This window comes from Pseudomonas sp. TJI-51 (assembly GCF_000190455.2).
GTDB lineage: Bacteria > Pseudomonadota > Gammaproteobacteria > Pseudomonadales > Pseudomonadaceae > Aquipseudomonas > Aquipseudomonas juntendi.
Map to the genome: position 1 here is coordinate 1 of NZ_AEWE02000017.1, position 12,766 is coordinate 12,766.

The 12,766-nt window shown below is 64.7% G+C and carries 9 protein-coding genes; 3 read left to right on the top strand and 6 right to left on the bottom strand.

Features of this window, described 5'->3' with window-relative positions; translation table 11 throughout:
• Positions 1 to 111 precede the first annotated feature (111 nt).
• The 4 genes from G1E_RS04745 to G1E_RS04760 form a co-directional block, all read right to left on the bottom strand.
• A complete protein-coding gene (locus tag G1E_RS04745; protein ID WP_009684035.1) occupies positions 112 to 1,530 on the bottom strand; it encodes an efflux transporter outer membrane subunit in 1,419 nt (472 codons plus the stop codon).
• 103 nt (positions 1,531 to 1,633) lie between these two features.
• Complete coding sequence (locus G1E_RS04750) at positions 1,634 to 2,344, bottom strand: helix-turn-helix transcriptional regulator (RefSeq protein ID WP_009684034.1); 711 nt, start codon at positions 2,342 to 2,344, stop codon at positions 1,634 to 1,636.
• 171 nt (positions 2,345 to 2,515) lie between these two features.
• Positions 2,516 to 2,896, bottom strand: coding sequence for a cupin domain-containing protein (locus G1E_RS04755; RefSeq protein WP_009684033.1), 381 nt, complete (start codon positions 2,894 to 2,896; stop codon positions 2,516 to 2,518).
• A gap of 71 nt (positions 2,897 to 2,967) precedes the next feature.
• Positions 2,968 to 3,789 carry an AraC family transcriptional regulator gene (locus G1E_RS04760; protein WP_009684032.1) on the bottom strand — a complete coding sequence of 274 codons (822 nt, stop codon included), beginning with the start codon at positions 3,787 to 3,789 and terminating at the stop codon, positions 2,968 to 2,970.
• Between the two features lie 199 nt (positions 3,790 to 3,988).
• Between G1E_RS04760 and G1E_RS04765 the strand changes: the two genes are divergently transcribed.
• Positions 3,989 to 4,897, top strand: coding sequence for a LysR substrate-binding domain-containing protein (locus G1E_RS04765; protein WP_009684031.1), 909 nt, complete (start codon positions 3,989 to 3,991; stop codon positions 4,895 to 4,897).
• Positions 4,898 to 4,912: 15 nt separating this feature from the next.
• Here G1E_RS04765 and lysA read toward each other — a convergent pair whose 3' ends face one another.
• Positions 4,913 to 6,145, bottom strand: a complete 1,233-nt coding sequence (gene lysA, locus G1E_RS04770; RefSeq protein WP_009684030.1) for a diaminopimelate decarboxylase — start codon at positions 6,143 to 6,145, stop codon at positions 4,913 to 4,915.
• Between the two features lie 132 nt (positions 6,146 to 6,277).
• Between lysA and G1E_RS04775 the strand changes: the two genes are divergently transcribed.
• Positions 6,278 to 7,183 (top strand): LysR family transcriptional regulator, encoded by a 906-nt coding sequence (locus tag G1E_RS04775; RefSeq protein ID WP_047149679.1) that lies wholly within the window; start codon positions 6,278 to 6,280, stop codon positions 7,181 to 7,183.
• Between the two features lie 28 nt (positions 7,184 to 7,211).
• On the opposite strand, the gene G1E_RS04780 is transcribed toward G1E_RS04775, so the two are convergent.
• A complete protein-coding gene (locus G1E_RS04780) occupies positions 7,212 to 7,565 on the bottom strand; it encodes a hypothetical protein (RefSeq protein WP_009684028.1) in 354 nt (117 codons plus the stop codon).
• A gap of 273 nt (positions 7,566 to 7,838) precedes the next feature.
• Between G1E_RS04780 and G1E_RS04785 the strand changes: the two genes are divergently transcribed.
• Entirely contained in the window at positions 7,839 to 12,704 is a 4,866-nt protein-coding gene (locus G1E_RS04785; RefSeq protein WP_047149677.1) for an NAD-glutamate dehydrogenase, read from the top strand.
• Positions 12,705 to 12,766: the final 62 nt, after the last annotated feature.

Below are 12,766 nucleotides of genomic sequence, written 5' to 3' on the forward strand. Positions count from 1 at the left end.
GAATCTCCCACAGGGACCGCGCTGGCCTTGGCGTTTGTTACAGGGCAGCGACTCCCTAATCATTGAAAAGGCTCTCGGCCCAGCGCGGTCCCTGTGGGTTGTTGCTGCGCGCTACCACCGCCCACCCAGCGCGCGGAACAGGTTGACCTGTGCCTGCGCCAGACGCCCTTGGGCCTCGACCTGGCTGGCGCGCAAGCGGATCAGTTCGCGTTCGCTGTCGAGCAATGCCAGGCCGTCCACCGTGCCGGCGCGGTAGTTGTTCTGGGCCAGGGCAAAGCCCCGCTCGCTATGGCCAAGCGCTGCCTCCAGTACCTGCAGACGCTGCCGCTCACCGGCGTAACGCGCCAGCGCCTGGCGCACGTCCTTCAGCGCATTCAATGCCACGCCCTGGTAGCGGGCGACCTGCGCCTGCTGCAATGCTCGGGCCTTGCCAACGCGCGCGCGATTGGCCTTCAGGTTGGGGAACTGCCAGTGAATCAGCGGGCCGATCCCGAACATCACCGCGCGGCTGTCGCCGAGGTCGGCCAGGTGAGCGGCGGAGGAGGTCAACGAGGCGCCGAAGCTGACCTTCGGGTACAGGTCCGCCCGGGCGATTTCGGTCTCCAGCGCAGCAGCGCGCAGTTCCCGTTCTGCCTGGCGCAGATCCGGCCTTCGCTCGAGCAGGCGCCACCCATCGCCAAGCGGTAGCGGCACCGACACCGTGGGGATGGCGCTGCAGTCGCCTACCGGTGCCGCAGCCGCCTGGCCACTGAGCATGGCCAGTTCGTAGAGCGCCATTTGCCGCCTGGCAACGAGCATCGGCAGTTGCGCCCGCACCTGCTCACGCAAGCCCAGCAGGCGCTCGCTGTCGAGCGCCGTTGCCACGCCGGCCTGTTGCTGGCGTTCACTCAATTGCACGCTGCGCTCGAGGCTTTGCAACGACTGCCTGGCCTGGGCCAGGCGTGCGCCATACACGCATTGAGCCAGGTAGGCGCGGCTGGTCTGGGTGACCACCTGCAGGCGTACCAGGTCCCGTGCTGCAGCGCTGGCATCGGCTTGAGCGCGGGCACGCTCGATGGCCGCACGTACCTGGCCCCAGACATCCACCTGGTAGGCCAGCTCGATGCCGGGGCTGAATTGCCATTGTGACGGCGCATGGCTGTCAGTGGCCTCGGCCAGGGTCTGGTCATCGGCGCTCTTGCCATAGGTTGCGCCAACCTCCACCGTAGTGGCGGGCCAGCGGCGCGCGTCGAATTCACCGATACCCGCCAGCATGGCCTGCACAGTGGCGTCTGCCTGGGCCAGGTCCTGGTTATGCGCCAGGGCCAGCTGTACCCAGTGGTTGAGTTGCGGGTCCTGGAACAGCGCCCACCATTGCGCGGGTAACGGCTGCTGGCTGACCCCCGCCGGCAGGTCTGCCAGCGGGTTTGCCTGCAGCACGGGTGGCGGCGCGGCGGGGGCCTGCTGCCGCGTGCACGCCGTGAGGGCACCCAGCACGGCGAGCGTGGCGCCCAGCCGGGCAGTGAAGGGAGAAAAGTGCAGTAAAGGCATCACACAGGCCACTTGAAGAGGGTGATGCGAGGTTAACCAGGGATGGGGAAGCGGCGCTGTCGCAAGCAGGACAAGCCTGCGCGCAAGCGGGACAACCTGCTGTTCAGTGACCGCGTGTGAGGTTGTGCTGCCAGTCACTCGGCGCGTAGCCGAGGATGCGCTTGAACATGGCGGTGAACGCGCTTGCACTTTGGTAACCGTGCTCCAGCGCCACGTTGAGAATCGGCTGCCCCTGCGCCAGGCATTGCTGGCTGAGCATTACCCGTGCGCGGGCGCGCCACTCGCCATACGACATGCCCAGTTCGCGTTGAAACAGCCGCGCCACGCTGCGCGCACTCAGGTTCAACTGCGCGCCACACTGCGCCAGCGTCAGGTCCTGGGCCGGGTCCTGGAGAAAGCCCTCGCACCAAGCACGCAAGCGCGGGTGCGAGGGCGTGGGCACGAAGGCATGGATGCGCCGAGCGGCGGACAACTCGTTCAGGATCAATGCCCGCGCATGCTCGCCGTCACGCCGGTCGAGCATGCGTGACGCGGCCAGGATCAGTTCGCGCAGCAAGCCGGATACCACGATGACCTGGCAGCACGCGATGCCGGCGTCGAGCAGCAACGTGCGCATGCTCACCACGCCCTGCATGCGGATGGCGTGGCTGACCCCGGCAGGCACCCACAGTGCATGCCCGCCGGGGATCACCCAGTCGCCTCCCGCGCTGCTGACGCGCATTACCCCGCTGGCGGCATAGATCAGCTGGTCTTCAGCGTGGCAATGGCTGGCGACCTGGTCGCCGTGGCCGTAGTCCATTTCCAGTGTTCGCATTCAAGGCATCCTCGATATTGGATCCAATTATACGGCGGTGGATTTTCATCGGGTTGCGATGGTAGGCATGGAAAAGGTGTGACCAAGACGCAAAATGGCTGTTTGGCAGTTGAACGTGGGGAATTATTGCCAGGCGAGTACTACGCACAACAAATAACGCGGCTTCTCTTGTCAGATCCAGACATCATTGACCGCGGTGCGCTCGCCGCCTTCATGCCCGGTGTTCAGAATGCCGCGGGGCTCGATCATCATCAGTTTCGCTTCGCCCTCTGCGGCTGTCCTGTGTTCGATACCGCGCGGCACGACATACAGCTCACCGGGGTTGACGTACACACAGCCATCGGGCAGATCGATGCGCAAAACACCCTCCAGCACCAGAAATGCTTCGTCGGTTTCCGGGTGTGCGTGCCAGATGAATTCGCCTTCAATGCGCACCACCTTGAACTGGTAGTCGTTCATTTCGGCAACGACCCTGGGGCTCCACTGCTGCTCGATCAGCGACGCTTTGTGCAGCAGGTTGGCAGGCTGGGAGGGGATACGGGCTTCAGACATGACAATTCCTCGTTGAGTGGAGTGGCCAGCCTAACGGTCTGCAACAGGCGCATCTTGTACGATCCTGCAAGTCAGCGGGTGGGGCGCAGGCGCTCCAGCCAACGCAAGGGCGGCACCCCATAGCAACGGGTGAAATGCCGGGTCATGTGGCTCTGGTCATGAAAGCCGGCAGCAAGGGCCGCATCGACCAGGCTGAAGCCGTCGACCACCATGCGCCGCAAACAGTCGAGGCGGCGCAAGGTGACGAAGCGGTAGGGGCTGGTGCCGTACAGCGTGCGAAAATCACGCGACAGGCTCCAGCGCTCGCGGCCGCTGGCCTGTTCGAGCATGTCCAGGGTAATGCTCTGGTGCAGGTGCGCCATGATGAAAGCCCGGGCCCGCTCGGCGGCTTGGTAATCCAGGCGCTTGCGCCCGCGTGGTTTGCCGCCGACCGCCAACAAGGCCATGGCCAGGTCGTACAGGGCGTCCTGCTGCTCCAGCGGCTCCAACGGGTGGTCCACGGCCTGTACCAGTGCCTCGCTGGCCTGGTACAGCCGTGGGTCGCTGGACAGCCCGCCAGCGATGAAGGGCAGCGGCTGGCCACCCAGCACGTTCTGGATCAGGGCCGGGTCTACGTAAGCCATGCGGTAGCGAAAGCCTGCGTTGGTGCCGGCCATGCCGTCATGCAGCTCGTCCGGGTGCAGCACCAGGGTGTTGCCGGGTATGCCGTGGCGCAGCGAGCCCTTGTAATGGAAGCTTTGCACGCCGGCCAGGGTTCGCCCGACCGAGTAGGTATCGTGGCGATGCGGGTCGTAACCGTGGCTGCCGAACCAGGCTTCGATACGCTCGATGCCGCCCGGCTGGTCGCTGCGGATTACCCAGTCGGACGGTGGCGGGTCAGCTTTACGGTTCATCGCGGTGGGAGCCTGGGCGGAGCACGGCTGGGGCGGCCGTGAGGGGAGGAGAAGGAAGGGTAACCGGACTGTCCGCTGTCGGGCAATCGGGTCGCCGCCAGGGGCCGCCCTGCCAGGTTATCTACCAACGTTGACTCGACCAGGGTGCTTGTCAGTGCTGAAATCGAGCAAGCACAACTACAATGGGCCGGGAGCGCCAATGAACCGCAACGAACTGCGCAAAGCCGATATCAACCTGATGGTGGTGTTCGAAGCGCTGATGCAGGAGCGCAACCTTACCCGCGCCGCAGAAAAGCTGTTCGTCGCCCAACCTACGGTCAGCGCTGCGCTGGCGAGGTTGCGGGCGATGTTCAATGACCCGTTGCTGATCCGTGTGGGCAACCGCATGGAGCCATCGGCCCGCGCCCAGGAAGTGATCAAGCACCTCACCCCGGCCCTGGATGCGATGTCTGTGGCCCTTAGCCTGACCCACGACTTCGACCCACTTTCCAGCAAGATGACCTTTCGCATCGGTTTGTCCGATGACGTCGAGTCCGGGCTGTTGCCGCCGTTGTTGCGGGCGCTGCGGGTCGAGGCGCCGAACGTGGTGGTGGTCGTGCAGCACGTGGATTACTGGCGCATTCCCGACTTGCTGGCGGCGGGTGACGTCACGGTCGGCATCAGCCAGACCCGGGGCCTGCCGGCCAATGCCAAGCGCAAGGTATTGCGCAGCATGCAGGCCAGGGTGGTGCGCGCCGACAAATCCACCAGGGCGTTGACGTTGGATGAGTTCTGCGCCCGCCCGCACGTTCAGGTCTCGCCTACGGCCAATACCCACGGTGTAGTCGATGACTGGCTCAAGGAGTTGGGGCGCGAACGCCAGGTGGTGTTGTCGGTGCCGCAATTCAGTACGCTGCCGGCGATCCTGGCCGGTACCGAACTGCTGGCCTGCTGCCCCGATTACGCGGCCCAGGGGATGGAGCGCTGGGGCAACCTGCAGGCCGAGCAACTGCCGTTCGCCGCCACGGCGCTGGAGCTGGCCATGGTCTGGCTGAGCACTACCGACAATGACCCGGCCGAGCGCTGGCTGCGCGGCCGCCTGGAGCACTACATGGGCGGTATGGCCTAGCCGGCAGAAGAGTGCTTAAAGGCCCGCTTCCAAGTCCAGCAGGTCCTGCACGGTCTGCCGCCGGCGGATCATCCGCAGTGCACCGTTCTCGATCAGGAACTCTGGCAGCAGTGGCCGGCTGTTGTAGTTGGACGACATCGATGCGCCATAGGCCCCGGCATCGTGGATCACCAGCAGGTCGCCCACCTGTGCTTGCGGCAGGTCTTGCGGGGTGAGTTCCTGGTCGTCCTGGGTGAATACGTCACCCGACTCGCACAGCGGCCCGGCCACCACGGTTGGCTGGCGTGGGCGCTCCACCGGCTGGCCGTTGGCATCGAGCAGGGTCATGCCGTGGTAGGCGCCGTACATGGCCGGGCGCATCAGGTCATTGAAGCCGGCGTCGATCATCACGAAGGTATTGCGCCCCACCTGTTTCACCGCCCGCACCTCGGCCACCAGGTAGCCGCACTCGGCCACCAGGAAGCGGCCGGGTTCGATCTCCATACGCACCGGGTGGCCGAGCATCGCTTCGATTTCCTTGCGTGCCACTGCCCAGGTCTGGGCGTAGCGCTGCAGGTCGACCGGCTTGTCGCTGCTGCGGTAGGGGGTGGAAAGCCCGCCCCCGATGGAAAACGCCTCGATGTCCACCCCCAGGCGGCCGACCAGCTCGATCATCGAGCGGGCTACCTGTTCCAGGTGCTGGTAATCCACGCCCGAGCCAATGTGCATGTGCACGCCGACCAGGTGCAGGCCGTGTGCCTTGATCACGCCCAGCGCTTCGTCCAGCTGCTCATGCCAGATGCCGTGCTTGCTGTTTTCACCGCCGGTGTTGGTCTTGCGGCTATGGCCGTGGCCAAAGCCGGGGTTGATGCGGACCCACACGCGGTGGCCAGGGGAGCGCTCGCCCAGTTGGCGCAGCATGTCGATGGAGCCGGCGTTCACTTCGATCTTTTCTGCCACCACCCGCTCCAGGGTAGGCCGGTCCAGTGCATCGCAGGTCAGCACCACGCCGGCCGGGTCGCCCTGAACGCTGGCGCCGGCAGCGAAGGCCCGCTCCATCTCGCCCAGCGACACGGCGTCCAGCACCAGGCCGTGGCCGCGCATCAGGCGCAGCACGTGCAGGTTGGGGTTGGCTTTCTGGGCGAAGCGTACGGTGTCGAACACCTTCAGCTGTTCGACACGCTCGGCGATGGTGCCGGTGTCGTAGGCCCACAACGGCGAGCCATGTTGGCGCACTGCCTCGGCCAGGAGGGTGAAGGGTGTTGTCATATTGGCGCTACTCGCTCAGGTGATACCAGGAAGGAAAGCAGGATGCGATAAAGGAGGAATTCAGAAAAATAGCTATTTTTCTGTCGGCCATTCATATCTGATATGGCCACTGTCATTACGCAGGGCGTTGCCGTGAAATTGTCCGTTCGCCATATCGAAGTGTTCCGCGCCATCATGGCGGCGGGCAGCGTCACCGCCGCAGCTCGCCTGCTGTTCACTTCGCAGCCCACCGTCAGCCGCGAGCTGGCCCGGCTGGAGCAGGTCAGCGGGCTGAACCTGTTCCAGCGCGAAGGTGGGCGGCTGGTGCCTACAGCCCAGGCACTGCTGTTGATCGAGGAGGTGGAGCGCGCCTATGTCGGGCTGGAGCGGATTGACCGCTTTGCCCAGGCCATTCGCAATTTCGAGCAAGGCCGGTTGGCCATCACCTGCCTGCCGCTGTTCTCGCAAACCCTGCTGCCCAAGGCCTGCCAGCGCTTTCACCAGCAGCACCGGGGGGTGAGTGTGAGCATTCTGGCCCAGGAATCGCCGTTGCTGGAGGAGTCACTGGTGGCCCAGCAGCACGACCTGGGCCTGACCGAGGTCGAGCAGATACCGCGCGGGGCGTATGGGGAGCGGCTGTTCAGCGCCAACATGGTGTGCGTGCTGCCCGAACACCACCCGTTGCAGGCCAAGGCCGAGCTGGCGTTTAGCGATTTTCACGAAGTCGATTTCATCAACCTGGCCAGCCTGGACACCTACCGCCAGCAACTGGACCAGCACTTTCGCGCGGCGGGTGTGAACCGCCGCACGGTGATCGAGACGACCAGTGCGGCCTCGGTCTGCGCCATGGTGCGCCAGGGCCTGGGGGTTGCCATCATCAACCCGCTGAGCGGCCTGGAGGCCGCGCAGGGCGGGCTGCCGATCCGGCCGTTGCGGGTATCGGTGCCATACCAGGTGATGCTGATCCGCCCGGATCATCGGCCGGCTTCGGCTGCGGTGGAGCCGTTTTGTGAGGCATTGCGGGCGCAGGCTAAAGCAATGCAACAAGCGCTGGCATGAGCAGGGGCGACGCGCGGCGTGTGAAGCCCTAAAGCTCGCAGACGAAGGTGCCAGTGCCGGCCAGGATGTTCTCCAGGGTTTCCTTCACCTCATCCAGGTCACTGAGGTCGCTGGTCAGGTTGATTTCCAGCACCTCATCCCCCTTCAGCGCATCGCGGTCACCGGCGGCCACTTCGATCAGCAGGCGCTTGGCACTCAAGGTCACTTTCAGCCCGTCCAGCGTCGACGGCTCGTCATCCAGGGTCAGGTCGACGGTGTCTTCGTCCGGGTAGCGGGTAAGCAGGAACATCTGGCCCTTGTCGCTGTGGCAGCACAGGGTCGCCATGTTGTCTTCCTCGTCATCGCAAGGGGTGGCGAACAGCAGGGCGGTGTTGATTTGCATGAGCAGGCTCGGATCAAAGGAAACGGAAGGGAATTCTGACAGTCTTGGCTACATGCATAAACGTAAAGTTACCGCCCCTTGACCGAAATTGTCGCAGCGCTGCAAGCCTTGATGACCGATCAGTCGTTAAGCTTCGCCAAGCCCGGGCGTGCCTGCGCACGTTCCACCTCTGGTTTTTACCGTCCGCCTTGCCACGGGTTGGCTATCGTTGATCCGTAAATGGCGCACGCAGCGACGCTTCAACTATTACAAAGCCCAAGCGGAGTACCACAGATGGCGTTCTTCACCGCAGCCAGCAAAGCCGACTTCCAGCACCAACTGCAAGCGGCCCTGGCGCAGCACATCAGCGAACAGTCCCTGCCACAAGTGGCGCTGTTCGCCGATCAGTTCTTCGGCATCATCTCTCTGGACGAACTCACCCAGCGCAGGCTTTCCGACCTGGCCGGCTGCACCCTGTCGGCCTGGCGCATCATCGAGCGTTTTGACCCCCAGTCCCCGCAAGTACGCGTGTACAACCCCGATTACGAACGCAACGGCTGGCAGTCGACCCACACCGTGGTCGAGGTGCTGCACCACGACCTGCCGTTCCTCGTCGACTCGGTACGTACCGAGCTCAACCGCCGCGGCTATAGCATCCACACCCTGCAAACCACCGTGCTCAGCGTGCGCCGGGGCGCCAACGGCGAGCTGCTGGAGCTGCTGCCCAAGGGCAGCCGGGGCGAGGGGGTGCAGCACGAGTCGCTGATGTACCTGGAGATCGACCGCTGCGCCAACGCCGCCGAACTGGCCGTGTTGACCCGCGAGATCGAACAGGTGCTGGCTGAGGTTCGGGTGGCGGTTGCCGACTTCGAGCCGATGAAAGCCAAGCTGCAGGAAGTGCTCGCCAAGGTGGAGCAAACCGCGTTCGGCCCGGCGCAAAACGAGAAGGGCGAGGTCAAGGCCTTCCTCGAGTGGCTGCTGGACAACCACTTCACCTTCCTCGGCTATGAGGAATTCACCGTTGCCAGCACCGCCGATGGCGGCCAGATGGTCTACGACGAACAGTCGTTCCTCGGCCTGCCGCGCCGCCTGCGTGTGGGCCTGACGGCCGACGAACTGCGCATCGAAGACTACGCCGTGGCTTACCTCAACGAGCCGCTGCTGCTGTCGTTCGCCAAGGCCGCGCTGCCCAGCCGCGTGCACCGCCCGGCCTATCCGGACTACGTCTCGATCCGCCAGCTGGACGCCGACGGCAAGGTCATCAAGGAGCACCGCTTCATGGGCCTGTACACCTCGTCGGTGTACGGCGAAAGCGTGCATGCCATTCCGTATATCCGCGGCAAGGTCGCGGAAGTGGAGCGCCGCTCGGGCTTCGATCCCAAGGCTCACCTGGGCAAGGAGCTGGCCCAGGTGCTGGAGGTGCTGCCGCGCGACGACCTGTTCCAGACGCCGATCGACGAGCTGTTCACCACGGTCATGGCGATCGTGCAGATCCAGGAGCGCAACAAGATCCGCGTGTTCCTGCGCAAGGACCCGTACGGCCGCTTCTGCTACTGCCTGGCCTACGTGCCGCGGGAAATCTACTCCACCGAAGTGCGGCAGAAGATCCAGCAGGTATTGATGGAGCGCCTGAAGGCCAGCGACTGCGAGTTCTGGACGTTCTTCTCCGAGTCGGTGCTGGCCCGCGTGCAGTTGATTCTGCGGGTCGACCCGAAAAACCGCATCGACATCGACCCGCAGCAGCTGGAGCGCGAAGTGGTGCAGGCCTGCCGCTCGTGGCGCGACGACTATTCTGCGCTGGTCGTGGAGAACTTCGGCGAAGCCCAGGGCACCAACATCCTGGCCGACTTCCCCACCGGCTTCCCGGCGGGCTACCGCGAGCGTTTCGCCGCCCACTCGGCGGTGGTCGACCTGCAGCACGTGCTCAACCTGTCGGAAGGCAAGCCCCTGGCGATGAGCTTCTACCAGCCGTTGACCCAGGTCGGCGAGCGCATCCTGCACTGCAAGCTGTACCACGTGGACACGCCGCTGGCGCTGTCCGATGTGTTGCCGATTCTGGAAAACCTCGGCCTGCGCGTACTCGGCGAGTTCCCATACCGGCTGCGCCATGCCAGTGGCCGTGAGTACTGGATCCACGACTTCGCCTTCACCTACAGCGAAGGCCTTAGCCTGGATATCCAGCAGCTCAATGACACCCTGCAGGACGCGTTCATCCATATCGTGCGCGGCGATGCCGAGAACGATGCCTTCAACCGCCTGGTACTGACCGCCGGCCTGCCTTGGCGCGACGTGGCACTGCTGCGTGCCTACGCCCGTTACCTCAAGCAGATCCGCCTGGGCTTCGACCTTGGCTACATCGCCAGCACCCTGAACAACCACACCGACATCGCCCGTGAGTTGACCCGGCTGTTCAAGACCCGCTTCTACCTGGCGCGCAAGCTGACCCAGGACGACCTGGACGACAAGCAGCAGCGCCTGGAACAGGCCATTCTGACCGCGCTGGACGAGGTGCAGGTACTCAACGAAGACCGCATCCTGCGCCGCTACCTGGACCTGATCAAGGCCACCCTGCGCACCAACTTCTACCAACCGGACGCCAACGGCCAGAACAAGTCGTATTTCAGCTTCAAGTTCAACCCGCGGCTGATTCCCGAGCTGCCCAAGCCGGTGCCCAAGTTCGAGATATTCGTCTATTCGCCGCGGGTCGAGGGCGTGCACCTGCGCTTTGGCAACGTAGCCCGTGGCGGCCTGCGCTGGTCCGACCGCGAAGAAGACTTCCGTACCGAAGTGCTCGGCCTGGTCAAGGCCCAGCAGGTGAAGAACTCGGTGATCGTGCCGGTGGGTGCCAAGGGCGGCTTCCTGCCGCGGCGCCTGCCGCTGGGCGGCAGCCGTGACGAGATCGCGGCCGAAGGCGTGGCGTGCTACCGCATCTTCATTTCCGGCTTGCTCGACATCACCGACAACCTCAAGGATGGCGGCGTGGTGCCGCCGGCCAACGTGGTGCGCCACGATGATGACGACCCGTACCTGGTGGTGGCGGCCGACAAGGGCACCGCGACCTTCTCCGACATCGCCAACGGCATTGCCATCGACTACGGCTTCTGGCTGGGCGACGCCTTCGCCTCGGGCGGTTCCGCCGGCTACGACCACAAGAAAATGGGCATTACCGCGCGCGGCGCCTGGGTCGGCGTGCAGCGGCACTTCCGTGAGCGCGGCATCAACGTGCAGGAAGACCCGATCACCGTCATCGGTGTGGGGGACATGGCCGGCGACGTATTCGGCAACGGCCTGCTGATGTCCGACAAGCTGCAATTGGTGGCCGCGTTCAACCACCTGCACATCTTCATCGACCCCAACCCCGAGCCGGCTTCCAGCTTCGCCGAGCGCAAGCGCCTGTTCGACCTGCCGCGCTCGGCCTGGACCGACTACGACACCAGCATCATGTCCGAAGGCGGTGGCATCTTCCCGCGCAGCGCCAAGAGCATTGCCATCAGCCCGCAGATGAAGGAACGCTTCGCCATCGAAGCCGACCGCCTGACCCCGACCGAGTTGCTGAACGCGTTGCTCAAGGCCCCGGTCGATCTGCTGTGGAATGGTGGGATCGGCACCTACGTCAAGGCCAGCAGCGAAAGCCACGCCGACGTCGGCGACAAGGCCAACGACGCGCTGCGGGTCAACGGCAACGAGCTGCGCTGCAAGGTGGTGGGCGAGGGTGGCAACCTGGGCATGACCCAGCTTGGCCGGGTGGAGTTCGGCCTGCACGGCGGGGCGACCAACACCGACTTCATCGACAACGCCGGCGGCGTGGACTGCTCTGACCACGAGGTCAATATCAAGATCCTGCTCAATGAAGTGGTGCAGGGTGGCGACATGACCGAGAAGCAGCGTAACCAGCTGCTCGGCAGCATGACCGATGAAGTCGCCAGCCTGGTGCTGGGCAACAACTACAAGCAGACCCAGGCGTTGTCGCTGGCCGCCCGCCGCGCCCGTGAACGCATTGCCGAGTACAAGCGCCTGATGGCTGACCTGGAGGCGCGGGGCAAACTGGACCGTGCCATCGAGTTCCTGCCGTCCGAGGAGCAACTGGCCGAACGCCTGGCCGCCGGCCATGGCCTTACCCGTGCCGAGCTGTCGGTGCTGATCTCGTACAGCAAGATCGACCTCAAGGAGCAGTTGCTGAAGTCGCAGGTGCCCGACGACGACTACCTGACGCGCGACATGGAAACCGCCTTCCCGCCGTCGCTGGTCAGCAAGTTCGCCGAATCCATGCGCCGCCACCGCCTGAAGCGTGAAATCGTCAGCACCCAGATCGCCAACGACCTGGTCAACAATATGGGCATCACCTTCGTCCAGCGCCTGAAGGAGTCGACTGGCATGAGCCCAGCCAACGTGGCCGGGGCTTACGTGATCGTGCGCGACATCTTCCACCTGCCGCACTGGTTCCGCCAGATCGAGGCCCTCGACTACCAGGTGCCGGCGGAGGTCCAGCTCACGTTGATGGATGAGCTGATGCGCCTGGGCCGCCGTGCAACCCGCTGGTTCCTGCGCAGCCGCCGCAACGAGCAGGACGCCGGGCGCGACACCGCGCACTTCGGGCCGAAAATCGCGCAGCTCGGGCTCAAGTTGGATGAGTTGCTCGAAGGCCCGACCCGCGAACGCTGGATGGTGCGCTACCAGGGCTTCGTCGAGGCTGGCGTGCCGGAACTGCTGGCGCGCATGGTGGCCGGTACCAGCCACCTGTACACGTTGCTGCCGATCATCGAAGCGGCTGACGTTACCGGGCATGAGCCGGCGCAGGTGGCCAAGGCGTTCTTCGCCGTGGGCAGCGCGCTGGACCTGATCTGGTACCTGCAGGAAATCAGCAACCTGCCGGTGGAAAACAACTGGCAGGCGCTGGCCCGCGAGGCCTTCCGTGACGACATCGACTTGCAGCAGCGGGCGATCACCATTTCGGTCCTGCAAATGGCCGACGGGCCGCAAGACATGGACGCCCGCGTGGCGCTGTGGGCCGAGCAGCACCGGGTGATGGTAGAGCGCTGGCGCGCGATGCTCGACGACCTGCGCAATGCCAGCGGCAACGACTATGCGATGTATGCGGTGGCCAACCGCGAGCTGGTCGACCTGGCCATGAGCGGGCAGGCAGCGGTGGTGCCTTCTTAAGCTGCAAGCTGCAAGCGGAGCTCACTGGTTTCGCTTGCAGCTTCTGGCTTTAGCACCGTTTA